The organism is Gordonia sp. HS-NH1 (assembly GCF_001418765.1).
Taxonomy (GTDB): domain Bacteria; phylum Actinomycetota; class Actinomycetes; order Mycobacteriales; family Mycobacteriaceae; genus Gordonia.
In genome coordinates this window covers 1-24,312 of the sequence record NZ_LIYC01000019.1, presented here as the reverse complement: position 1 = coordinate 24,312, position 24,312 = coordinate 1, and the positions used below count along the sequence as shown (strand labels likewise).

Below are 24,312 nucleotides of genomic sequence, written 5' to 3'. Positions count from 1 at the left end.
TCCTCCTCTACCGCTTCAGCAGATCCGCGTCGTCGACCGACGCCGACCGGCGCGATCGGAAGATGGTCATGATGATCGCCAGTCCGACCACCACTTCCGCCGCGGCGACGACCATCGTGAAGAAGGCGATCACCTGGCCGTCGAACGACTGGTTCATCCGAGCGAAGGTGACGAAGGCGAGGTTGGCCGCGTTGAGCATCAGCTCGATGCACATGAAGACGATGATCGCGTTGCGTCGCAGCAGTACTCCGGCGGCGCCGATGGTGAACAACAGCGCCGCGAGGTAGAGGTAGTTCTCCGGGTTCACCGGCCACCCCCCGGCTCCTCGGGTGTGTGGGCGCGAAGTGTCCGCGCGGCCAGGATGGCGTTCACCGACAAGTCCGACGGGGAGCCGTCGGGCAGGCGTGCCGGCACGTCGACCGCATTGTGTCGCGCATAGACGCCAGGTGTCGGCAGCGGGGTCAGGTTCACCCCACTGCGGAACCGCGCCTGCGACAGTTCCTTCTGGGTGAGCCGCGGTCCGAAGCGTTCCCGGTGCGCCAGCACCATGGCGCCCAGCGTGGCGGCGATGAGGAGCGCGCCGGTGAGCTCGAAGGCCCACAGGTAGCGGACGAAGATCAGCTCGGCGATGGCCTCGACGGCGTCGTCGCTCCCCGCGGCCATCGCGTCGGGGGCGGTGGCTCCGGTGACGACTCCGACGGTGGCGCTGCCGATCCCGGCGATCAGCAGAACCCCGAAGCCGAGTCCGATCAACGCGGCGGACACCCGCTGACCGCGCAACGTCTCGCGCAACGAGTCCGACGAGTCGACGCCGATCAGCATGATGACGAACAGGAACAGCATCATCACCGCGCCGGTGTAGACCACCACCTGCACCACACCCAGGAACAGTGCCCCCTGCGCGACGTAGAAGACCGCGAGCACGATCATCGTGGTGGCCAGGGAGATCGCCGAATAGACGGCTTTGGTGGCGAAGACGACGCCCAGAGCGCCTGCGACGGCGACGGTTCCGAGAACCCAGAACTGGATCGCCTCACCGGTTGAGGTGCGAACCGCCTCGTCGGCGAGCCACAGGGTGTCCGTGGCGGTCATGGCTGCGTCTCCCGGTGACCCCGGACCGTCGGAACCGGCAGGTCCACGCGGCCGTCGGCACTCACCTCACCCCGGTAGTAGTTCTCCTCGGTGGAGCCCGGTGCCATCGCATGCGGCGGCGCCTCGACGCCGGGTTCCAGCGGAGCGAGCAGACGGTCCTTCTCGTAGATGAGGTCGGCGCGATTGTCGTCGGCGAGCTCGTAGTCGTTGGTCATCGTCAGCGCTCGCGTGGGGCACGCCTCGATGCACAGCCCGCAACCGATGCACCGCAAGTAGTTGATCTGGTAGACGCGGCCGTACCGTTCGCCAGGTGAGTAGCGCTCCTCGGAGGTGTTGTCGGCGCCCTCGACATAGATCGCATCCGCCGGACAGGCCCAGGCGCACAGCTCGCACCCGATGCACTTCTCCAGGCCGTCGGGATGCCGGTTCAACTGGTGGCGGCCGTGGTATCGCGCGGCGGTGGGTCGCTTCTCCTCTGGATACTGCTCGGTGATCGTCGGCTGGAACATGCCGCCGAAGGTGACACGCAAACCGCTCACGGGTTTCAGGAAGTCAGGCATCGGTGGTCTCCCGGTTCGCTGTCGGATCGGTGACGGGTGTGCCCGGCTCGGATGTGGTCCCCGGTCGTAGCACCTGACCGGGCATCGGCGGAACGGGGAATCCGCCTGCCATCGGGTCGAACTCGTCGGGTGCGGCCGGGTCTCCGGACTCATCCGCCGCATCAGGGGTGTCGGGAATCCTCATCAGCCGCAAGACCGCGTAGGCGATCAGGCCGGTGACCACGAGCCCGGCTCCCGCGGACACGAGTGCCCGGGTGAGGTCGGCGTCCTCACCGGCGAACGCGGCCCGGATGATCGCGACGACCATCACCCAGGTGAGCGAGATGGGGATCAGGACCTTCCAGCCCAGGTTCATGAACTGGTCGTACCGCAAGCGCGGCAGGCTGGTTCGCAGCCAGATGAACACGAACAGGAACACCCACACCTTCAACGTGAACCAGAGCACGGGCCACCAACCGGAGTTGGCCCAGTCGAAGGCGCTCACCGGCCACGGCGCCTGCCAACCGCCCAGGAACAGCGTGGTGGCGAGCGCGGAGACGGTGACCATGTTGATGTACTCGGCGAGCATGAACATCGCGAACTTCAACGACGAGTACTCGGTGTGGAACCCGCCGACCAGCTCGCCCTCGGCCTCGGGCAGATCGAAGGGTGCCCGGTTGGTCTCACCGACCATCGAGATGGCGTAGATGACGAACGAGGGCAGGAGCAGCAGTACATACCAGTGGTGCTCCTGCGCGGCAACGATTCCCGATGTCGACATGGTCGCGGCGTCGAGGAACACCGCGGCGAAGGTGAGTCCCATGGCGATCTCGTAGGAGATGACCTGGGCCGTCGACCGGAGGCCACCGAGCAGTGGATACGTGGAGCCCGACGACCAGCCGGCCAGCACGATCCCGTAGACGCCCACCGATGTCACGGCCAGGACATACAGGACCCCGACCGGGAGGTCGGTGAGCTGCAACGGTGTCTGGTGACCGAACACCGACACCATCGGCCCGAACGGGATGACCGCGAAGGCCATCACCGCCGGAACGACCGCGATGATCGGCGCCAGCAGGTAGATCACCTTGTCGACGCCGGTGGGGATGATCCCTTCCTTGAGCGCGAGCTTGACCCCGTCGGCAAGGCTCTGCAAGATTCCCCTGGGGCCGACCCGGTTCGGACCGATCCGGGTCTGCATGCGGGCCATGATCTTTCGTTCCAGCAGTATCGCGACGAGCGGATTGACGACGAGGAACGCGAACACCGCCACCGCCTTGGCGACGACGAGCCAGATCGGATCGAGCCCGAAGTCGTCGAGGGTGGGGTAGTCGACGGCGAGTGTCACGGGGCACCCCCTGCGGTGTCATCTGTGATGTCGACCGGTGCTGGAGCGGGCGCGAGGGCGACGAGATCCCCCTCCTGCGCGCGGAGCGCCGCGTGGACGTGCGAGCCGGGTGAGAACAGCGGGAGCCAGACCACCCGGTCAGGCATGTCGGTGATCTCCACCGGAAGGGTGATGGCGCCGTCGGCGGTGCTGACGCGGAGACGGTCACCCGCCGCGACACCGGCTTCGGCGGCGGTGGAGCGCGCCAGCCGAGCCACCGGCGGGCGGGCGGTACCGGCGAGGTACGGCTCCCCGTCTTGCATCCGTCCCTCGTCGAGCAGCATGTGCCATCCGGCCAGGACCGCCTGGCCGGCGGCCGGAGTGCGCTGCGGCATGTCGACGGCGTCGACGGCGGGCCGCCGGCCCGACCACCCACCGATCCGTCGCAGGTCGATGTGGATGGTCGCCACATCGCCACATCGGAGGTCGACACCCATCTGCCGGGCGATCTCGTCGAGGATGCGGTGGTCGGACAGATGGCCGGAATCCTTCAGGGCGGTGGTGAAGCTCCGCGGGCGGCCCTCCCAGTCGACGAACGTGCCCTCTTTCTCGGCGACGACGGCGGTCGGGAACACCACGTCCGCGGACCGCGTGACAGCGCTGTGGCGTTGCTCGAGGCCGACGACGAACGGGGCGGCGGCGAGCGCCTCGGTCGCCGCGGTGGGGTCGGGGAGGTCGTCGATGTCCACACCGGCGATCAGCAGCGAGAGTCCGTGGTAGCGCGCGGCATCGATCATCCCGGCGGTGTCTCGGCCGGGCCGTGGGTCGAGGTCGGTGCCCCAGATGTCGGCCACCGGCGTACGGGCGGCGTCGTCGTCGAGCGGGCGCCCTCCGGGCAGGAGTCCCGGCAGGGCTCCCGCCTCGAGTGCGCCCCGTTCGCCCGCGCGTCGCGGGATCCACGCCAGTCGGCCGCCGGTGCGCTCGGCCAGCTGCGTGGCCGCGAGCAGCGCACCGGGCCGGGTGGCGAGCCGTTCGCCGACGACGATGACCGAACCGGGTGGCTCGAGGTGGGCGAGCACCGCCTCCGACCGCAGCGCCCCGGCCTCGTCACCCGGCACGGTCGGGAAGAGCGTGGCGTCGAGTTTGGTTGCGCCTCGGCTCGCGAACGGGGCGAGCGTCGCGACGCGCTGACCCGAGGTGCGGACCGCGCGCCGGAGACGCAGGAAGACGATCGGGGACTCCTCCTCGGGTTCGAACCCGACGAGCAGCACCGCGGGCGCGCTCGACAGGTCCTCGTAGGTGGTCTCGAGCCCGCGCCCGGCGACGCGGGCGGCGAGGAAGGCGGCCTCCTCGGCGCTGTGGCTGCGGGCGCGGAAGTCGATGTCGTTCGTGCGCAACACGGTCCGCGCGAATCGTGAGTACGCGTAGGCGTCCTCGACGGTCAGCCGGCCGCCGGTGAGAACACCGGTGTTGCCCAGCGATCGGGACAACCCCTCGCTCGCGACGCGCACCGCGTGCGCCCAGGACACCTCACGCAGTTCGCCGTGCCGGTCCCGGACGAGTGGAGCGGTGATCCGCTCCGCCGACGACGCGTACGCGAACGCCCAGCGTCCCTTGTCGCAGTTCCACTCCGAGTTGACCTCGGGGTCGTCGCCGGCGAGCCGTCGCAGGACCTTGCCGCGGCGGTGATCGGTGCGCTGGGCGCAGCCACTGGCGCAGTGCTCGCACACGCTCGGCGTCGACACCAGGTCGAAAGGACGCGCGCGGAACCGGTACTGCGCGCCCGTCAGCGCACCGACCGGGCAGATCTGGACGGTGTTCCCGGAGAAGTAGGAGTCGAACGGCTCGTCGGCGTAGACGCTGACCTGTTGCAGCGCACCGCGATCCGCGAGCTCGATGAGCGGATCACCCGCGACCTGCGTGGAGAATCGGGTGCAGCGGGCACACAGCACGCACCGCTCCCGGTCGAGCAGGACCTCCGACGACAGCGGGACCGGCTTGGTGAAGGTCCGCTTGACGCCGTCGAACCGGGACTCCGCGCGCCCGGCCGACATCGCCTGGTTCTGCAGGGGGCACTCGCCGCCCTTGTCGCACACCGGACAGTCCAGGGGGTGATTGATCAGGAGGAGCTCCATCACCCCGCGCTGGGCTCCCGCCGCGATCTCGGAACTGAGCTGTGTCCGCACGACCATTCCCTCGGTGGCCACGGTCGTGCACGACGCGAGCGGCTTCCGCTGTCCCTCGACCTCGACGAGGCATTGCCGGCAGGCGCCGACCGGTTCCAGGAGCGGGTGGTCGCAGAACCGCGGGATCGTGATCCCGATCTGCTCGGCCGCACGGATGACCAAGGTGCCCTTGGGAACCCGGACAACACGGTCGTCGATCGTGATGCCCACCAGGTTGTCTGTCTCGGTCGCCGGACCGCTGCCGTGAACCAGTGTCATCGGACGCCTCCCGACCAGACGGTCGACCGTGAGTGATCGAACGGGCACCCGTGGTCGAGGTGAGCCAGATACTCGTCGCGGAAGTACTCCAACGAGGACACGATCGGGCTGCCCGCGCCGTCCCCGAGAGCGCAGAACGACTTGCCGACGACGCTGTTGGTGACGTCGGCGAGGGTGTCGAGGTCCGCGGCGGTTCCGCCCTCGTGCTCGAGACGACGGAGCAGTTGCACCAGCCAGTACGTACCTTCGCGGCACGGGGTGCATTTCCCGCAGGACTCGTGTTCGTAGAACTCTGTCCACCGCAGGACGGCGCCGACCACACACGTCGTCTCGTCGAAGATCTGCAGGGCCTTGGTGCCGAGCATCGACCCGGCCGCGGCGACGCCCTCGTAGTCGAGCGGGACGTCGAGGTGCTCCGGCGTCAGCATCGGCGTCGACGACCCGCCCGGCGTCCAGAACTTCAGCTCGTGACCGGCGCGCACCCCGCCGGCACGATCGAGCAGTTCCCGTAGCGAGATCCCCAGCGGCGCTTCGTACTGTCCGGGACGCGTCACATGACCCGACAGCGAGTAGAGGGTGAACCCGGGCGACTTCTCGGTGCCCATGGACCGGAACCAGTCGACGCCGTTACGGACGATCGACGGGACACTCGCGATCGACTCCACGTTGTTCACGACCGTCGGACTCGCATACAGCCCGGCGACCGCCGGGAAGGGCGGGCGCAGGCGGGGCTGTCCCCGTCGGCCCTCGAGCGAATCGAGCAGTGCGGTTTCCTCGCCGCAGATGTAGGCACCCGCGCCGGCGTGGACGACCAGTTCGAGGTCGAAGCCCGAACCCAGGATGTCGGCGCCGAGATAACCAGCGGCGTAGGCCTCGTCGACGGCGGTGCGCAATCGCCGGAGAACCGAGGCGACCTCGCCGCGTACGTAGATGAACGCGTGGTGAGCGCGGATGGCATGGGCCGCGATGATCACGCCCTCGACGAGGGTGTGCGGCGAGGCGAGCATCAGCGGCATGTCCTTGCAGGTGCCGGGCTCGGACTCGTCGGCGTTGACCACGAGATAGTGCGGGATGGTCTCGTCGCCCTGGGGGATGAACGACCACTTCATGCCCACCGGGAAGCCGGCGCCGCCGCGGCCCCGGAGTCCGGCGGCCTTGACCATCTCGATGATGTCGTCGGGCGGAGTCCGCAACGCGGTCGACAACGCGCGATAGCCGTTGTGGCGTCGGTAATTGTCGAGGGTCCAGGATTCCGGCTCGCTCCAGTGGCGGGACAGGACCGGGGCCTCCGGAGGTTCGGGCTCGGGGTCGGGTGCTGCACTCGTCGGCTGGGAGGTGGTTTCGACTCGGCTCCTCGCTTCGCTCGGGGCCGGCTCAACCAGCGGGGAGGGGGCCGGCGCGACCACCCCGGCAAGGTCCCGTTCGGTTCCTCGGAACGATCGCACCGGACCGGTTCCGCGAGCCGGCGTCACCTCGACGCCGGCACGGAGGTCCTCGATCAGCTCGATGGTCGACTCCGGGGTCTGGTCGTCGAAGAACTCCCAGTTGACCATCACCACCGGCGCGAAATCGCAGGCCGCGTTGCACTCGACGTGTTCGACGGTGATGCGGTGGTCGGCTGTGGTGTCCCCGGGTTCGACGCCGAGGTGGTCGCAGACCGAGCGCAGGATCTCGTCGCCGCCGAGGGTCGCGCAGAGGGTGTTGGTGCAGACGCCGACCAGGTACTCGCCGGTGGGTGTGCGCCGGTACATCGAGTAGAAGGTGGCGACCGAGGCCACCTGTGCGGGCGTCAGATCCAGTAGCGCGGCGCAGAACTCGATGCCGGCGCGCGTGAGGCGGCCGTCCTGGGACTGGACCAGGTGCAGCAGCGGCAGCAGCGCCGATCGAGCCTGCGGGTAGCGGGCCACGATCGGCCGGGCCTGTGTTTCGAGGTGCTCGGCGACCTCGACCGGGTAGTCCGTCGGTCCGTCGAAGACGATGGGTGGGACCGGGGTGGCGTGCGCCGGCGCCGATCCCTCCGGCGGCGGTGCGGTGCTCAGGTCCACGAACACGGGATCGGTCATCGGTCCACGCCTCCCATCACGGGGTCGATGCTGGCCACCGCCGTGATGACGTCGGCGACCATCCCGCCTTCGCACATCGCGGCGACCGCTTGCAGATTCGTGAACGACGGGTCGCGGAAGTGGACGCGGTACGGACGGGTGCCGCCGTCGCTGACCATGTGGGCGCCGAGTTCGCCCCGCGGTGATTCGACGGCGATGTAACACTGGCCGGCCGGGACGCGCATGCCCTCGGTGACCAGTTTGAAGTGGTGGATGAGAGCCTCCATGGAGGTCCCCATGATCCGCGCGATGTGCTCGGGCGAATTGCCCAGTCCATCCGGCCCGAGCGCGAGGTCGGCAGGCCAGGCGAGTTTGCGGTCGGCGACCATCACCGGCCCCGGACGCAGGCGTTCCAGGCACTGTTCGACGATGCGGATCGATTCGCGCATCTCCCGGACGCGGATCAGGTAGCGGCCGTACGAATCGCACGTGTCCTCGGTGATGACGTCGAACTCGTAGTCCTCGTAACCGCAGTATGGTTCGGCCCGACGCAGGTCGTGCGGATAACCGGCCGACCGCAACACCGGGCCGGTGATCCCGAGTGCCATGCAGCCGGTGAGATCCAGGTAACCGACGCCCTGGGTCCTCGCCTTCCAGATGTAGTTGTCGGTCAGCAGATCTCCGAGTTCGTCCAGGCGGCCGGGGAGCTGGCGGATCACCTCGGCGACACGTTCGACACCATCCGCCGGGAGGTCCTGTGCGACACCCCCGGGCCGGATGTAGGCGTGGTTCATCCGGAGGCCGGTGATGAGTTCGAACAGGTCGAGAATCATCTCCCGTTCGCGGAATCCGAGGAACATCGCCGTGACGGCACCGAGTTCCATTCCGCCGGTGGCCAATGCGACGAGGTGGCTGGAGATGCGGTTGAGTTCCATCAGCATCACCCGGATGACGGTGGCACGCTCCGGGATGTCGTCGGTGATGCCGAGGAGTTTCTCGACACCGAGGCAGTAGGCGGTCTCGTTGAAGAACGGCGACAGGTAGTCCATCCGCGTGACGAACGTGACGCCCTGAGTCCAGTTGCGGTACTCCAGGTTCTTCTCGATCCCGGTGTGCAGGTACCCGATTCCGCAGCGGGCCTCGGTGACGGTCTCGCCCTCGATCTCGAGGATCAGACGCAGGACCCCGTGTGTCGACGGGTGTTGCGGACCCATGTTGACGACGATGCGTTCGTCACCGGGTTGTTGTTCGGCGCGGGTGCGGACGTCGGACACGATCGAGTCCCAGTCCTGCCCGGACACGGTGTAGGTGCGTGTGTGGGTGTCGGTCATCAGTTGTACGACCTCCTCCGGTCGGGCGGGTCGATGCGGGTTCCCTTGTATTCCACGGGGACTCCGCCGAGCGGGTAGTCCTTCCGCTGGGGATGCCCTTCCCAGTCGTCGGGCATCTCGATCCTGGTCAGAGATCGATGGCCGTCGAAGACGATGCCGAAGAAGTCGTAGGTCTCGCGTTCGTGCCAGTCGTTGGTCGGGTAGATGTCACAGATGCTCGGGATGTGCGGATCGGCGTCCGGAGCCGCGACCTCGAGCCGCACTCGTCGACCGTGCGTGAGCGATGCGAGGGGATAGACGGCGTGGAGTTCCCGGTCCGCATCGCCGGGGTAGTGGACCCCGCTGACCCCCAGGCAGAGTTCGAAGCGCAGGGCGGGCGCATTGCGAAGAGCCAATGCAACGGCCGGGAGATGCCGGCGCACAACGTGGATGGTCATCTCGTCGCGAAAGACCACGACCTTCTCGATCGCGTCGTCGTGACGATCGCCCAGTTCGTCTCGCAGGCGATCGGAGATCTCGTCGAAGTAGCCGCCGTACGGACGGGACGAGCTGGGCGGCAGCGTGACCGGCCGGACCAGCCCGCCGTATCCCGACGTGTCGCCGGTTCCGGGCGGGCCGAACAGGCCGTGCCGGACGCCGATCTGTTCGGAATCGGGGGGCGGAGGCGCCGGATTCTCGGGATCCTGGTGGCCTGCGGGCGTCGTCATCGGAGCAACCCCTTGAGCTCGATCGTCGGGGTGGCCTGGAGGGCTGCGCGTTCGGCCGCCCAGATGGCCTCCTCGCGGTTGACCCCGAGCGGCATCTCCTGGATCTTCTCGTGCAGTTTCAGAATCGCGTGCAGCAGCATCTCCGGACGCGGCGGGCAGCCCGGCAGATAGATGTCGACGGGGACCACGTGGTCGACGCCCTGGACGATCGCGTAGTTGTTGAACATCCCGCCCGACGACGCGCAGACCCCCATGGCGAGAACCCATTTGGGTTCCGGCATCTGGTCGTAGATCTGCCGCAGGACGGGTGCCATCTTCTGGCTGACCCGGCCGGCGACGATCATGAGGTCGGCCTGACGTGGCGATGCCCGGAACGCCTCCATGCCGAAGCGTGCGAGGTCATAGCGCCCCGACGTGGTGGCCATCATCTCGATGGCGCAGCAGGCGAGCCCGAATGTCGCCGGCCACAGCGAGCCCTTGCGCATGAAGCCCGCCAGATCCTCGACGGTGCTCAGCAGGAATCCGCTGGGGAGTTTCTCCTCGAGTCCCATGGGTGACCTCCTTGCCGGTGTCGGATCGTGCGAAATGCTCTCAGTCCCAACTCAGTCCGCCGCGGCGCCATTCGTAGGCGTACGCGACGGACACGTTGACGATGAACAAGAGCATGGCCATGAGTCCGAACCACCCGAGTGAGTCGAAGGCAACGGCCCACGGGTAGAGGAACACGATCTCGATGTCGAAGATGATGAAGAGCATCGCGGTGAGGTAGTACTTGACCGGCACGCGCTGGACCGAACCGGTCGCCACGGCGCCGCCCGCGGTGCGTCGCGTCGGGTAGAGCAGGCTCTGTTCGACCGGCTCGATGCCGCATTCGTAGGGCTCGAGTTTGGCGCGGTTGTACCGTTTCGGACCGATCGCGATGCCGATGAAGACGCTGAAAACGGCAAACGCCACGCCGATTGCCCCGAGGATCATGATCGGGACGTAGGCGTTCAAAGCGCGGACCCCTCCTCGCTTGTGGCGACCGGAGTGCACCTGTTCGGTGCGGCCGGCCCGGGTGTTCGTCCTATCCGCGCCGGCTGCCGATCTGGTCCGCCAGTACGAATGTGAGCTGCAACACAAGCCTAGGTGAGTGTGTGGCGCGAGTCACTGTTTTCTAGAGTTCGGCGTTTCCGACCATCTCGACGAACGCACGGGGCAGGGCGATCGGATCGACCGGCAGCACGGACACGGCGTCGGCGCGCGACCAGTCAGCGAGCCACCGGTCGTCGGCGCGTCCGAGGAGGACGAGCACCGGCGGGCTGGGATCGAGTTCGTCCTTCATCTGCTTGGCCAGGCCCATGCCGCCGGCCGGGGTGGCCTCGCCGTCGGCGATCACGGCGTCGATGACACCGGCGTCGAGCTGCGCGAACACCATCGGCGCCGTGGCGACCTCGACGAAGGTGAGATCAGGCAGGTCGGGATCGGGGCGGGTTCCGAGGGCGCCGATGACCTGCCGTCTGGTATCGGAATCGTCGGAATAGACCAGCACACGCAGCGTTCGCGGAGCCAGGGGGTGGGTCACGCCGTTGATGCTACGACATGCACCGGTCGGCTACGGCAGCTCGGCGGAGTGATTCGCGGCAGACCGTGATCTACAAGCCATCATGGCCCGTCGATCGCGGGATAGATCGAGTGCTGCAGCCCGTAGAACCTCGCCCAGATCTGGTCGCCGTAAGACCAGTGCCACCACTCCTGTTGATAAGGGGCGAAGCCGGCCTTAAGCATCGCGTTTCCGAACATTCGACGCAGATCGCGGATGAGCACGGCATCGGCTCCCTTCACAGCGTGTGTTTCATACCAGTCCGTCGCAGCGGCAGGAGTGAACTCGTCGAAGTCGGTGCCGAGTGCGAGAGGAATGCCGTTATAAGAGATGGTGAGATCGACTGCGCCGCCAGTTACGTGCGGTGGCGCGAAGTCCGGGTCGTCGGCCGACGACACGAATCCTGCACCGACTGGGTCGTGGTCGGTCGAATAGTAATTGACCAGTTCACGCTGGAACTTTCGTGTCCGCCAGCCATCGAGGATGACCAGTCCGAATGCGCCCGGCAACGCCGCCGATGCCACGGAGAGGCGTCCGCAGACGCCGGTGCGGAGCAAGGTCAGTGCCGGCGGGTGACCAACGGCAAGCATTCGGTAGTACGGCATGGTCGCGACGGTCGCTGGAGGCTCGGTGAGCTCTTCTGTGCTGAAACCGATTTCGATTCCACCGGGATCCGACGGCCAGCCACGGAAATTGATCGGGGGAACCGAGATCGCGGCGCTAGACAATGCCCGAGGATCAGGTGGCACCAGGAACGGTGATACCATCGGCGCTACCCGTGCCAGCTAAACAGGGCGCCACTTCCGGGCCACAGGAGAGAATCTCGACCGGTGGAGATCGATCGCTGACTGGCCAGCAGTCCTTGCACATACTCTTCCTCGTTGCGTGCCTCGGCACGTTTGGCCCGTCCGAAGAAGGCGTCGCAACGTAGCTCGGCCGTGGGACTCAAGTTGAAGACTTTCATCGACACCGACGTGGCCCCGGCGCAGTAGTAGTTGAAGTAGACGAGGAACCGATCCTCGCGTACCACGGGGAAGTCGAAAGCGATCTGCACTGGAACGCGTTCGCGCAGGTCCTCCTCGGCGGGCCGGAAGCGCCATCGCAAGATGTCCTCATTGTAGTCCTCGCCAGCCTCGACGACCGGCAGCGTGGCCGAACCCGCGCGCGAATCGGGTGTCGAATCTGCGGTGCCGGATGGCTCGTCACGGCGGGGGCTGCGCACCTCCCGCATGATTCGCTGGGTTTCGCCGTTGACGTTGACCCCGACGGTGCACAGCCGCACCACGGCCTCCCGCCAGAGCTGAGCACTCAACTCGTGGCCGTCACTGTCGAAGAGAGTCACCACCTCCCGAGCAATACAGTTCGGGTTCCGGAACTCTTGGTGCAGCGCGGACACCGTGCGAGCCGCGCTGATCCAGTAGTCCTGGTCCTCACCGATCGGGGGTAGGACCCGCTCGCTGCGGGAGAGCGTCTGGACCGCGTGATACTGCACCGTGGTCGTCGATTCAGCGAACTGGTCAAACTCTTCGTTGAGATGAGCCTGGACCGAGTAGCTCATGTTGCGGATCATCTGAGCGGGTTCATGGCTGGCGGCGATCAGGGGTACCAGGGCCTGCTCATAGATCAGCTTATTCCACTCGGATTGGTCGCCAGCGGATTCCGCCTCGATCAGTGACCGTGCCAGCGCAGCACGTTTCTCGGTCGGAATAAGCCGACGAATGTCGACGGCCTTGAGGTTCCACAGGTCCGAGCTCAGCTCGGGCAGGAACACGGCGCTGGCCGCGGTGCCGGCCAGGATCAGTAGGATCTGCTGGATCGGGTCGCGAACGTTGGCGTTGGCGGGCCACTGAGCGACGGTCAGCACCGCGTAGAGGGCAATCGCCGATCCGGCGACCAGCAACGCGATACGGGCGCGCTGCCTTGTCAGATGCAGGAAATACCGGCGAATCCTGCCCATGGGCAGATGCGTCCCGCGGTTGCCCACGCTAGTGCCGTTCAACGTTCAGTCCGGCCAGCTTGCCCGCGATCCCGCCTGCGGCTTGCAGCGCCGAACTCCGGTTGTGGGTGGTCGTCGCAGAGGACCGAGGCGGGTTCTTGCGCACCTCCTCAATCGCGTCGAGCAAGAGCCGGTCGACTGGCACTTTGGTCCACAGGTAAAGCGCCATCGCGCCGGGGATGGTGTTTGCCTCGTTGACGAAGACCTCGTCGTCGTTGGAGAGAAAGTCCACGCGGACGATCCCGGTGATGCCGGTGACATCGGCGACCTCGCGTGCATACGAGTGAATCGCATCGCGGGTCTTCTGGGAGATCACCGCGGGCATTTCCCGGGGTGCTCCCTGCAAACCGGATTCGTTTAGGTACTTCTCCTCGTAGGAGTAGATGGTGGAACCGACCTCGGGCCGCAGTGGCCGCTCGATCTCCGACAACTCGAACGCCGGGTAGGTGCGGAAGGAGACGTTGTAGTCACGCAGGTCGCTGCGATAGGGCTCCACCACTGCACCGTTGCGCAAATGGATACTGCTCCGAAGCAGCGTCCTGGCTGTTTCGATGTCGTCGGCGACCTCGATACCGATCGACGATCCACCGAAACGCGGCTTCACGATTAGCGGGCCCTCGATGGCGTGGGTCGACGTCTCGGTGAGCAGTTCCCTTGGCAAAGTCGGAATCCCGGCCGCGCGCAGCGCGGTCCCGAACGCGTACTTGTCCATCGACAACGCACCCGCCCACGCCGAACCTCCGGTCGCAGGCACCCCCATCAGTTCGAAGATCGACGCGAACCCGCCCCCTTCGCCGAGACTGCCGTGCGTGGCATTCATCACGACACCGAGGTCGACCCGCTGGGAGCGTAGCCCCTTTTTGGTCCAGACGCCCGGCTCGGGTGAGAGTTGTACAGCCAGCTCACGACTCCCCGCCGGCGCGCCCGCGGTGAAATCGCGAGCCTCAGTGTTTGCCGGCACGAGGTGCCACCGTCCGCCCTGGTCGACGTAGATCGGGTTGATCTGCTCAGCACCTGCGCCGCGGAGAACCCGCTCACATTGCAGGCCTGTGAGGATGCTGATCTCGTGTTCGGGCGAGGGCCCGCCGAAGACAATGGAAACGTGATTGGTCACCAAGGAGGTCCTTCTACTCAGTCATCTGGAACGCTGCTCACCCTACGGGTAGTGACTGGGCAAGTCGTTTTCGTAGAGAATGACATCGCCGGGCTGTGCACGTTTGGTCACGAACGAGGTGGCGGCACGCCGAGACTCTACGAACTCGACGCGTCCGGGATCGGCGCCGGCCCGCAGCGCGGCACGGTTGGTGTATCCGACCACGACAAGGTGGTCATTGTCGGTCGCCGTGGCCGCTCGCGCGAACTCTTCATTCCGAACCCGCTGGTCGGGGCCTAACTCGATCATGCCGGGTGAAATCGTCCACACTTGATTGCCGGCCGCGAGGGTGGACGCTGATCGCAGCGCCGCAGCCGCCCCGACCGGGTTCGCGTTATATGTGTCGTCGATCACGACTCGCCCGGTGGCGTCGGTGATAGCCTCGGCCCGATGCGGCGCCTTGGGTAGGTGGGTCAGGGTCGGGCCAATTCGTTCGGCGGGCACCCCGGCAGCAAGGGCAAGGCCGACGGCGACCGCGAGGTTGATCGGATGTCCCGCCGGGGGCGCCTCTACCGATGCGATCTCGGCGGACCGATGATGCACGATCCACCGGCCGTTACGTTCGTCGACGTAGACTTCGGCTTCGGGAGATTCGACGCTGACCCCGATGACCCGCGCTGTGCTGACCTGCGCGAGATCGGCCAGCTCTGGAACGTCGATGTTGAGAACCGCGGTCTCGACGTTCTCGACGATCTCGCTCTTGGCGCGCACGATGGTATCCCGGTTCTTCATCCGCTCGAGGTGCGCGTCGCCGATAGTGATGATCGCCGCGATTCGCGGGCGGAATATTTCGCACAGACGCCGAATCTCGCCCGGTCCGTAGGTGCCCATCTCGGCGACGAACACCTCGGTACCGCGATGAAGGTGATTGTTCACCGTCGATGAGAGCCCGAGAAGATTGTTGAAGCTAGCGGGACTCGCGACGGTAGGCCGCGTGGTGGAGATAATCTGTGCGGCGTAGTTCTTGGTGGATGTCTTTCCGTACGAGCCGGTGATGGCTACAACCTCGGCGCCAATGTCGTCGAGTTTCCGCTTAGCCTGCACCACGTACTTGTTGGCCGCCGCGCGTTCGATCGGACCGGTGATGAGCAGGGCGAGGTCGATGATCAGGAAGGTGAACGGCACGAGGATGGCCGCGACGACCGGCTTGAAGCACAACGCACACGCGACGACGAGCAGTACGGTCGCAACCACAACAAGTCGTTTCACTCGGCCGGTGACGACAAGACGGTTTTCCTTGGGGTGTATCGCGAGATTCCAAGGGAATGCGACAGCGACGACCAATCCGGCGATCGTCGCGGGCCACGCGAATAGGCCGGCGATCAGGAGGGTCAGCGCAGCGATCCCGAGGGCAACGTTGAGCGGCCGGGCGCGAAACCAGATCAGCATAATCGCCGACATGCGACCTGTCGCGTAGTGCTCCCTCTGGGCCACCCGAAGCCACCGGTAACTGCAGGTGGCGAGCGCGGCAGCAACCAGAACCCACAGGCCCATGGTGATGATCGTCGCCATCAGGAGTCCGCTACGCCTTTCTTCACCGCGGTGATGAGTGCGCCGCGCATGGGGTTATCGAGCAGATGGCCGGAGCCGTTGATCACTTCAAGCTGCGCGCTCGGCACCTGATCGGCTACGACGGCGTTGACCGACAAAGGTGCCGCGGTATCTTCCGATCCCCACACAAGGTCCATTGGGATCCGCGCGTCTGCGACGGCCGCGATCTCAGCATCGTAGTTCTCGTTGACGACCTTGACGAAGATCTCACGCATGATTCCGTGGGCCTCCCGGTAGTCGGCGGAGCCGTATCGCTGGCGGTATTCGTTCATGAGCGAATCGGGCAGCAGTCCGAGGCGATGGAGTCGTTTTGCGATGCGGAACGGCGCTGGCGACTTTCCCGAACCGGTTGGTCGAATGAAGGGAACCCCGGTGAAGACGAGCCGGGAAAACAGGTCGGGCCTGCGGGCGGCCATGTGAATGCCGACACGACCACCGAATGAGTGGGCGAGCAGGACGAGCTTGCGGTCCTCGTCGTCGAGCTCTCGAGCGAGCGCCGCCAGGATGTGTTCGGCGTACTCCGGGCTGCCCCACGCGGTGATTGGAGCCGGTGTCGCGCCGTGCCCAGGCAGATCGATGGCAATCGCGTCGAGTCCGTTGAGTACCGGGTTCCAGTCTGCTCTCGTTCGGCCCCAACCGTGTAATGCAACCACAGAGAATGATGGGTCACCGTGGCGTTCAGCCAGGAGTTCGCCATCGAGGAGGGTCGTGAGCACGATGCATAGGGTAACACCGAGGGCTGGTGAGACGACCCGAGGTGTGCCCGTCGTGATGGGCACTGACGGTCTGCAATCACCCGGTGACAGCCCCGCCGCGCGTCGCTGCTCGCGACGATGACCTCGCGCAGGCTCGTCGCCAGGGCTCGGCACGATCCGGTCGGCGGAACCGCCATCCGCGTCGCCGACACCGCACTCGCGCTCGCCGACCTCGGGCGGGCCGTCCGCACCCGGATCCCCGATCGCGTGGTGGGCATCACCGGCTCGGTCGGCAAGACCTCGACCAAGGATCTGCTCGCCGGAGTTCTCGGCACCACCTACCGGACCGCAGCCAGCGAGAAGTCGTTCAACAACGAGCTCGGACTCCCGATCACCCTCGCCGCGGCCGCCGACGATGTGGAGGCGGTGGTCCTCGAGATGGGCGCACGCGGAATCGGGCACATCGACCTGCTGTGTTCCATCGCGCATCCGACGGTCGGCGTGATCACCCGCGTCGAGGGCGTCCACCTGGAGCTGTTCGGCGACATCGAGTCCGTTGCGCGCGCGAAAGGTGAACTGGTCGAGTCGCTACCGGCCGACGGGATCGCGGTGCTCAACGCCGACCACCGGTACGTCGCGGCGATGGCGGACCGCACCTCGGCTCGCGTCCTGCGTTACGGACTCTCACCGGACGCCGATGTGTACGCCTCCGACATCGTGATGGACGACGAACTACGCGCGTCGTTCCGGTTGCACACCCCGTGGGGATCGACCGATGTCCGGTTGGGCGCACGCGGCGAACATCAGGTCCCCAACGCGCTGGCCGCCGCGGCTGCCGGCGGCGGTCTGGGGGTCGCTGTCGAGGACATCGCGACCGGCCTGCTCGGTGCGCAGTTGTCCGGCCTGCGAATGGAACTGACGACCTCGTCGCGTGGCGTGGTGGTGCTGAACGACGCCTACAACGCGAACCCGACGTCGATGTCGGCGGCACTACGATCGCTGGCCGCCCTGCCCGCGACGCGACGGGTGGCAGTCCTCGGCACCATGGCCGAACTCGGCGCCGACTCACCCGCCCAGCATCACGCGATCGCGCTCGAGGCCCGTGACCTCGGGATCGAGGTCATCGCGGTCGCCGAGGCCGGTTACGGCGACTCCGCCCGGCACGTCTCCGACGTCGACGGCGTGGCGGCCGAACTCGGCACCCTCGAGGAGGGCGCCGCGGTGCTGGTCAAGGGCAGTCGGGTCGCCGCGCTCGAGCGCGTGGCGCAGGCACTGCTGGACTAGCTCAGTGGTGGAAGTGTGACCCGTCGCCCTCGCGCGGCATCGGGCTCTCGAGGCGGTCGAGGAACTTCACCTCGGTCTCGATGTCGGCGATGAGTGCACGCGCGAGATCGTGACTGAGCCCGGCGCGCACGACGATTCGTTGCACGGTCAGGTCGGCGAGGTCGTCGGCCATCGGGTAGGCGGGAACCAGCCAGCCCTTCATGCGCAGCCGGTCGGACAGGTCGTAGAGATTCCAGTTCTCGGTGTGCCCGGCCTTCAGTTTCCATGCGAAGACCGGGATGGTGTCGCCCTTGCTGACCAACTCGAGCCCGTCGATCTGGGCGATCTGCGAGGAAAGCCATTGCGCCACATCGAGGGAGCCCTGCTGGACCTGGGTGAAGCCGTCCCGGCCCAGCCGCAGGAACATGTAGTACTGCAGCAGGACCTGGGCGCCGGGTCGGGAGAAGTTGAGCGCCAGCGTCGGCATGTCACCGCCGAGGTAGGAGCAGTGGAACACCATGCTCTCCGGTAGTGCTTCGGTGTCGCGCCACACGATCCACCCGACGCCCGGGTACACGAGACCATACTTGTGGCCGGAGGTGTTGATCGAGACGACACGGTCGACGCGGAAGTCCCATTCGAGGTCGGGCTGGCAGAAGGGGGCGATCATCGCACCTGACGCACCGTCGATGTGGATCTTGACGTCGAGGCCGGTGTCGGCCTGGATCTCGTCGAGCTTGGCCGCGATCGCGGTCACCGGCTCGTACATGCCAGTGTAGGTCTGCCCCATGATGGCGACGACCCCGATGGTGTTCTCGTCCACGTACTTCTCGAGTTCGTGACCGTCGAGGACGAGGTGGTCGGGACTGATCGGCACCCACTTCGGCTCGACCTCGAAGTAGTTGCAGAACTTCTCCCAGCAGACCTGCACCGCCGTCGACAGCACGATGTTGGGCTTCTCGGTCGACTTGCCCTCGGCGCGGCGCCGCGTCTGCCAGTGCCGCTTGAGGGCGAGTCCGCCGAGCATGCACGCCTCCGACGACCCGATCGTCGAGGTGCCGATGGCATTCTCGACGTCGGGGTTGTGCCACAGGTCGGCGAGGATGCGCCAGCAGCGGTCCTCGATCGCGGCGGTCTGCGGATACTCGTCCTTGTCGATCATGTTCTTGTCGACGGTCTCGGCGTACAGCTTCTGCGCTTCGCCGTCCATCCACGTCGAGACGAAGGTCGCGAGGTTCAGTCGCGCATTGCCGTCGAGCATCGCCTCGTCGTGGACGATCTGATATGCCGTCTCCGGCAACAACATCGAGTCACTGAGGGAGAACTTGGGGAGCTCGGTGGCCTCGCCCGTCCGGGTGAAGACGGTCCGCAACGACATCGCATCGCCGATGTTGGTCGTCGCGCGTGCTCCGCCGGATTGGTTGTGGACGCCCTCGTCAGTGGTCATGAACAGGTAACTTAATCGACCACGACGCCCGGCGGGCGGCGATCTTCACGCTTGGCCCGCGTTTGCGCGGATCACCTCCCGCAGATACACAGCCAGGCCCGGAGCCTGGGCGTCGTAGTGTTCGGTGAAGCGCGGATCGGCGACGTACATGTCGGCCAGGCAGACCTGCATGTCGTGGTCGCAGTCGTAGAAGCGGCCGATCTGTGCACGGTGCTCCTCGGCGAGTGAATTCGCCTCGGCGGTGCCGGGTGTCACCCCACGACGCATCGCCTCGGCGAGACGGCGCTCGAGATCGTCGGTCTCGTCCTTGATCCGCTGCCAATCGTCCTTGGAGTACTGGGCGGACCGCTTCTGGCTCTGCGTCCACGCCTCGGTGTTCCCCCAGCGCTCCTCGGCTTCGGCGGCGTACTCGTCCCCGAGCCAGTCGTCCCCGAAGATCTCGGCCTGTTCGCTCGCCGACAGCGAGATGCCCTCGTTCTTGGCGTTCATCATCTCCTCCAGTGCTGCGACCATCCGGAGCAAGCGGTCGATCCGGTCGGTGAGGAGCGCACGCTGGGTCTGCAGATGACTCAGCGGGTCCGCATCGGGGTCGTCGAGCAGGGTCGCGATCTGCTCGAGGGAAAAGCCCAGCTCTCGATAGGTGAGTACCTGGTGGAGTCGTTCGACGTCGGTGTCGTCGTACACCCGGTATCCGGCCGGGGTCCGGCCGGATGGCACCACCAGACCGATCTGGTCGTAGTGGTGCAGCGTGCGGATGCTGACGCCGACCATGCCGGCGACGACACCCACGGTCAGCTCCCGGGCATCCATCTTCGAAGTGTGCTTTTCCTCGCTCACACCGACAACCCTGCTGCCTGACGTCACGTGAGGGTCAAGCCCATTGCGAGGATCAGGGTGCGAAACCGATGACCGCGGTGCCCTTCTGGCAGGCGGCGAGGACGCCTTCGAGCTGGGATGGTGCGCAGGTCCATCCGGCCACCGACTGCTGCTGGCCGCTCGCGATCTTCGGGCCGTACTGGGCGGCGATGCTCGTCGCCGAGTCGCAGGCGACGTCGCCGGCGAGGATCAGCACGCGCAGCGCGCCGTCGGGGCCGGGGATGGTGCCGCAGGTGGTGTCGGAGTCGTCGGACTGCGTCGCGCTGGAGGTCGGCGTCGACGACACGGGTTTGCGACCGGGGACCACCGGAGGCGAGGTGGCGGGTTGTTCTGCGGACTGTGGTCCCGACTCCGCGGCGCCGGCCTGAGTTGTCGACGACGCGGTGGTCATGTCCTGTTCCGCGCCGCATGCGAGGAGCGTCGACATCGCCGCGGCGAGTCCGACGGTCGCCGCGGCAACCCTGATCGATCGGCGAGAGTGGCTCGTGGTGGCACCGGTGGGACGAGTTCTGCGCGACATGGTTCACCACCGTAGCGAATGGGATGTCACCGGCCGAACGGGTCGCCGGTGTCTCGCGCCGGTTTGGGGTGGGCCCCCTCGACCTGCGAAGATGCTGGACGTGAGCAGTACCGGAACCGATATCGCCGACCCGACCTACGTCGTCGGCACCACCCTGGCCGGCACCCGCGGGCGCACGGGGACGATCACCACACCGCACGGACCGATCCGCACCCCCGCGTTCGTTCCCGTCGGTACCAAGGCGACGGTCAAGACGGTCCTGCCGGAATCTGTCTCCGCCCTCGGCGCCCAGGCGGTGCTTGCCAATGCCTACCACCTGTATCTGCAGCCGGGTCCCGAGATCATCGACGCTGCCGGCGGGCTCGGGGCGTTCATGAACTGGCGGGGTCCCACCTACACCGACAGCGGCGGCTTCCAGGTCATGTCGCTGGGTGCGGGGTTCAAGAAGGTCATCTCGATGGAGGCCACCGGCACCCCCGACGACGACCTCACCGCCAACGGCAAGGAACGGCTCTCGCGGGTCGACGACGACGGGGTGACCTTCAAGTCGCACCTCGACGGGTCGGCCCACCGGTTCACGCCGGAGGTGTCGATGCAGATCCAGCACCAGCTCGGGGCAGACATCATCTTCGCCTTCGACGAGCTGACCACGCTGATGAACACCCGCGAGTACCAGGTCAATTCGCTGGAGCGGACCCGCCTGTGGGCGATCCGGTGCCTCGACGAACACAACCGGTTGAGTGTCGAGCGCGCTCATCGTCCCCAGCAGTCGCTGTGGGGTGTCATCCAGGGCGCCCAGTACGAGGACCTTCGTCGCAAGGCGGCCCGCGATCTCGTCGCGTTGAGCGAGGCGGACCGCGCGGTCGGCGGAAAGGGTTTCGGTGGCTACGGCATCGGCGGGGCGCTCGAGAAGGACAACCTCGGTACGATCGTCGGCTGGGTGAACGACGAGCTCCCCGAGGACTCGCCGAAACACCTGCTCGGGATCAGTGAACCCGACGACATCTTCACCGCCATCGAGAACGGCGTGGACACCTTCGACTGCGTGTCGCCGACCCGGGTCGCCCGCAACGGTGCGATCTATTCACTCGACGGTCGATACAACGTCACCAATGCCAAGTACCGCAGCGACTTCCGGCCGCTCGACCCCGAGATCGAGAACTACACGTCGCAATACAGCCGGGCCTACCTGCACCATCTGTTCAAGGCCAAGGAGGGGTTGGGCGCAACCCTGGCGACATTGCACAACGTGTCCTTCATCGTCACCCTCGTCGACCGTGCCCGCGAAGCCATCGAGAACGGCACCTACACCGAGTACCGCGACGAGTTCCTGCGCCGCTACTACGGAGCTTCCCGGAATTCATGACCTCGCCCACCGCGTCGGTGTTGTCGTGACCGGCGGTGTCTAGAAGGGTGGCGGGTTGGCGTCGTTCCAGCGCTTCTCGGCGCGCTGTTGGCGTCGGAAGTCGTTGGTGCGCAACTGGTTCAGTGTGTCGCGTGCCGGGTGGTCGGGAGGCCGGCCGGGAGCGAGCCGGTTGAACAGGTCGCGTCCGTTGTAGGCGTTGCCGACGAACATGTGGCCGGTGGGTGTGGTGAACCAGGCCGTCAGGAACTCGTCCTGGTGGTCCTGCCAGCTGGTGAAGGTCTTGATCCGGTGGTGAAACCGGCACAGCGGTTTGAGGTTGCGCGCTTCGGTGCGGCCACCGCGACGTGGGTCGGTGTGGTCGAACGGATCGGTGTGGTCGAGGTCGATCTGCCACACCGGCGCATTGCAGCCCGGGAAGGTGCAGCACAACTCGCCCGCCCGCACCAAAGCCTGGAGCTTTCTCGACGGGGTGTACCGGGTCACTGAACTGTTTGCGGCGGGTCCCGGTGGCGCGTCGGGGTCGGCGGGGGTGGGCTGGATGTAGGTGCGTCGGGCTTCGGCGAGCAGCCGGCGGGCGGTGTCGGCGTCGATGATGCCGTGCCGGTCGAGGAACGCGGGGTCGTCGTCGAGGCCGATCAGCGTCGACAGGTTCACCACGATGTGGAAGGTCGCGCGCGGAGCGTGCGGCGGGGACGACGAAGCGGCCGGCTCGTGCGGCTCGGCGACGATCGCGTCGACGGCTGGTGCGTCGGCGAGAGTGTCGGTGTCGCCCCTGGTTTCGTCGAGCTCCTGTCCCGCAGTGGTGTCGGGTTCGGCTGCGGCAGCGTCGCAGTCGGCGCAGCGGCATGTCAGGGCGACTTCGCCGCGGGCGAGTGCTTTGAGGGCGTCGGCGCGTCGCATGGGCAGGGTGCGCGGGTCCCCGGGGTGCACCGCTGCGGCCATCGCTGAGAGGCGGGCGTTGAATTCGGCGGCGTCGGCGTCGGGCAAGGTACCCGAGATCCGGGATTGGCCGGGGGTGAACCGATCCGGGGTGATCGACACGTTGCGGTCGGCGTTCACCCGCTCTTTGCGTCGCCGGAGCGCATCAGGTGCCCACGCGGCGACGATGGCGTCGACCATGGCGGTGAAGCGTGCTGTGGACATGGGTGCGCGGGCGAAGATCGCCTCGGCGAGGTGGGCGTCCACTGTTTGCATCTCGTCGGCGTCGGTGATCAGGTCGGTGCGTTTGAGTGCGATGAGGAAGCGGCGCTTGTCGATTCGTCCGCAGGCCAAGGCATGTCCGGTGAAGGACAGTCGGTAGCGCAGGGCGTCACCGGCCATGATGAGGTCTTTCGCCTCGGCCGGGGTCACTGCGAGGGTGGCGCCGACTTCGGCGATGGCCTGCTCGAGCCCGTCCGGCCCGAACTGTTCGTAGGGGTCCTCACCGGCGGCCACCTGCGCCGACAACGCGTCGAACGCTTCGAGGGAGTCGAGTTCACCGCTGTGCACCTCGGCGCGCCGCTGGGCGTAGTCCATCGCACGTTCGTCGTGAATGAGGCTGGCCACGGTCATCATCCGATGCGCCGCCGACGCAGCCAGTCCCGCACAGTGATTCAGAACCTCGACGAGTTCGGCGGCAGAAAGCTCATTGTCGGCGCGCAGGCGCGGTTCGACGGAATCGCGTGATGCATCCACCGATGTGGTGGATTCCGCCCCCGCCCCCGATGACATAAATCCACTTTACTCGAATATACGTTCGAGTCAAGCGGTTTCTACCCCGAATCTCGCCCGGGGCCCATCGGGCGTGGATTTAGGCCAACCAGGTTGGCCATCCTGAGGGTAGCCCGGTTGGCCATAGCGTGCTCTCCATGCTGTCTACTCCGAACCACAGCATCCCTACACCGCAATTTGTTGCGATCAGCAGGGCGACCCACAGGTTGATGCGCCGCGAGAGATAAGCCACTGCGGCAATCCCGGGAATGGTGCAGGAGATCACGATCGAAAGCTCGAATGGAGGATGAAGTCGGCGCCGTACGCGAAACCACTGGAGTTACCGTCTGCACACTTGTCCCGGACAGCCTCATTGATCTCAAAGTTAATGATCCCGAGAGGGATTCCAATTGCGAAGGCCATCATCCACAGGGGAAGCCAGTGGGTCCTCGGCGTGCGCTGGATGCCGGGAGTCATCGGTGCCGGGCCTGGCCTGTGCTGTCGCCGTTTAGTTGTGCTCGTTCGATGTGCGGTCGATCACTCGGGTGATCTTATTGTTGACGTCGGCTTGGGTCAGGTCGGTGCCGTATTGCTGGGAGAGTTCGATTCCGGCTCTCATTTAGATGTCGTCTCCGCCGTCATGGGCCCCTGTGTAGGTGGGCACGCTGATACGGTCAAGTCCCAAGTAGTGG

Annotated in this window: 22 protein-coding genes; 2 read left to right on the top strand and 20 right to left on the bottom strand. The window is 66.4% G+C overall.

What is annotated here, in order from left to right:
* Positions 1-7: 7 nt before the first annotated feature.
* The 16 genes from nuoK to AMD30_RS25275 all read right to left on the bottom strand — a co-directional run bounded on the left by nuoK (position 8) and on the right by AMD30_RS25275 (position 16,480).
* Positions 8-307 carry an NADH-quinone oxidoreductase subunit NuoK gene (gene nuoK / locus AMD30_RS14245; RefSeq protein WP_010844718.1) on the bottom strand — a complete coding sequence of 100 codons (300 nt, stop codon included), beginning with the start codon at positions 305-307 and terminating at the stop codon, positions 8-10.
* Positions 304-1,092 carry an NADH-quinone oxidoreductase subunit J gene (locus AMD30_RS14240; protein WP_055476068.1) on the bottom strand — a complete coding sequence of 263 codons (789 nt, stop codon included), beginning with the start codon at positions 1,090-1,092 and terminating at the stop codon, positions 304-306. Before AMD30_RS14240 ends, nuoK begins: the two co-directional genes overlap by 4 nt.
* Complete coding sequence (gene nuoI, locus AMD30_RS14235; protein ID WP_055476067.1) at positions 1,089-1,652, bottom strand: NADH-quinone oxidoreductase subunit NuoI; 564 nt, start codon at positions 1,650-1,652, stop codon at positions 1,089-1,091. Before nuoI ends, AMD30_RS14240 begins: the two co-directional genes overlap by 4 nt.
* Complete coding sequence (gene nuoH, locus AMD30_RS14230) at positions 1,645-2,979, bottom strand: NADH-quinone oxidoreductase subunit NuoH (protein ID WP_055476066.1); 1,335 nt, start codon at positions 2,977-2,979, stop codon at positions 1,645-1,647. Before nuoH ends, nuoI begins: the two co-directional genes overlap by 8 nt.
* Positions 2,976-5,402, bottom strand: coding sequence for an NADH-quinone oxidoreductase subunit G (locus tag AMD30_RS14225; RefSeq protein WP_055476065.1), 2,427 nt, complete (start codon positions 5,400-5,402; stop codon positions 2,976-2,978). Before AMD30_RS14225 ends, nuoH begins: the two co-directional genes overlap by 4 nt.
* Entirely contained in the window at positions 5,399-7,465 is a 2,067-nt protein-coding gene (gene nuoF / locus AMD30_RS24580) for an NADH-quinone oxidoreductase subunit NuoF (RefSeq protein ID WP_084817266.1), read from the bottom strand. The genes AMD30_RS14225 and nuoF overlap by 4 nt, the downstream gene beginning before the upstream one ends.
* Positions 7,462-8,775: an NADH dehydrogenase (quinone) subunit D gene (gene nuoD / locus AMD30_RS14215; RefSeq protein WP_055476064.1), complete on the bottom strand. Its 1,314-nt coding sequence runs from the start codon at positions 8,773-8,775 to the stop codon at positions 7,462-7,464. Before nuoD ends, nuoF begins: the two co-directional genes overlap by 4 nt.
* Complete coding sequence (locus tag AMD30_RS14210; RefSeq protein ID WP_055476063.1) at positions 8,775-9,482, bottom strand: NADH-quinone oxidoreductase subunit C; 708 nt, start codon at positions 9,480-9,482, stop codon at positions 8,775-8,777. The genes nuoD and AMD30_RS14210 overlap by 1 nt, the downstream gene beginning before the upstream one ends.
* Positions 9,479-10,033, bottom strand: a complete 555-nt coding sequence (locus AMD30_RS14205; protein WP_010844710.1) for a NuoB/complex I 20 kDa subunit family protein — start codon at positions 10,031-10,033, stop codon at positions 9,479-9,481. The genes AMD30_RS14210 and AMD30_RS14205 overlap by 4 nt, the downstream gene beginning before the upstream one ends.
* Positions 10,034-10,073: 40 nt before the next feature.
* The gene (locus tag AMD30_RS14200) at positions 10,074-10,478 is read right to left on the bottom strand and encodes an NADH-quinone oxidoreductase subunit A (protein ID WP_010844709.1); all 405 of its coding nucleotides are present in this window, start codon (positions 10,476-10,478) and stop codon (positions 10,074-10,076) included.
* Positions 10,479-10,638: 160 nt separating this feature from the next.
* A complete protein-coding gene (locus AMD30_RS14195) occupies positions 10,639-11,046 on the bottom strand; it encodes a hypothetical protein (RefSeq protein WP_055476062.1) in 408 nt (135 codons plus the stop codon).
* An 80-nt stretch (positions 11,047-11,126) separates the two neighbouring features.
* On the bottom strand, positions 11,127-11,831 hold the full coding sequence (locus tag AMD30_RS14190) for a M15 family metallopeptidase (RefSeq protein ID WP_084817265.1): 705 nt from the start codon (positions 11,829-11,831) through the stop codon (positions 11,127-11,129).
* Positions 11,832-11,836: 5 nt separating this feature from the next.
* Positions 11,837-13,021, bottom strand: coding sequence for a hypothetical protein (locus AMD30_RS14185; RefSeq protein ID WP_156354259.1), 1,185 nt, complete (start codon positions 13,019-13,021; stop codon positions 11,837-11,839).
* A gap of 28 nt (positions 13,022-13,049) precedes the next feature.
* Positions 13,050-14,174, bottom strand: coding sequence for a D-alanine--D-alanine ligase family protein (locus AMD30_RS14180; protein ID WP_055476059.1), 1,125 nt, complete (start codon positions 14,172-14,174; stop codon positions 13,050-13,052).
* Positions 14,175-14,216: 42 nt separating this feature from the next.
* Positions 14,217-15,725, bottom strand: coding sequence for a Mur ligase family protein (locus AMD30_RS14175; RefSeq protein ID WP_055476058.1), 1,509 nt, complete (start codon positions 15,723-15,725; stop codon positions 14,217-14,219).
* Entirely contained in the window at positions 15,725-16,480 is a 756-nt protein-coding gene (locus AMD30_RS25275; protein ID WP_055476057.1) for an alpha/beta fold hydrolase, read from the bottom strand. The genes AMD30_RS14175 and AMD30_RS25275 overlap by 1 nt, the downstream gene beginning before the upstream one ends.
* A gap of 117 nt (positions 16,481-16,597) precedes the next feature.
* Between AMD30_RS25275 and AMD30_RS14165 the strand changes: the two genes are divergently transcribed.
* Positions 16,598-17,743 carry a UDP-N-acetylmuramoyl-tripeptide--D-alanyl-D-alanine ligase gene (locus tag AMD30_RS14165; RefSeq protein ID WP_231632724.1) on the top strand — a complete coding sequence of 382 codons (1,146 nt, stop codon included), beginning with the start codon at positions 16,598-16,600 and terminating at the stop codon, positions 17,741-17,743.
* 1 nt (position 17,744) lies between these two features.
* On the opposite strand, the gene AMD30_RS14160 is transcribed toward AMD30_RS14165, so the two are convergent.
* The 3 genes from AMD30_RS14160 to AMD30_RS14150 all read right to left on the bottom strand — a co-directional run bounded on the left by AMD30_RS14160 (position 17,745) and on the right by AMD30_RS14150 (position 20,565).
* A complete protein-coding gene (locus AMD30_RS14160) occupies positions 17,745-19,169 on the bottom strand; it encodes a glutamate decarboxylase (protein WP_055476056.1) in 1,425 nt (474 codons plus the stop codon).
* Positions 19,170-19,214: 45 nt separating this feature from the next.
* Positions 19,215-19,979 carry a MerR family transcriptional regulator gene (locus tag AMD30_RS14155; protein WP_055476055.1) on the bottom strand — a complete coding sequence of 255 codons (765 nt, stop codon included), beginning with the start codon at positions 19,977-19,979 and terminating at the stop codon, positions 19,215-19,217.
* Between the two features lie 79 nt (positions 19,980-20,058).
* Positions 20,059-20,565, bottom strand: coding sequence for a hypothetical protein (locus tag AMD30_RS14150; RefSeq protein ID WP_197282786.1), 507 nt, complete (start codon positions 20,563-20,565; stop codon positions 20,059-20,061).
* 91 nt (positions 20,566-20,656) lie between these two features.
* Between AMD30_RS14150 and tgt the strand changes: the two genes are divergently transcribed.
* Entirely contained in the window at positions 20,657-21,931 is a 1,275-nt protein-coding gene (tgt, locus tag AMD30_RS14145; protein ID WP_010844702.1) for a tRNA guanosine(34) transglycosylase Tgt, read from the top strand.
* 39 nt (positions 21,932-21,970) lie between these two features.
* Here the strand turns inward: tgt and AMD30_RS14140 are convergent, their stop codons facing one another.
* Entirely contained in the window at positions 21,971-23,641 is a 1,671-nt protein-coding gene (locus AMD30_RS14140; protein ID WP_055476054.1) for an HNH endonuclease signature motif containing protein, read from the bottom strand.
* Between the last annotated feature and the right edge of the window lie 671 nt (positions 23,642-24,312).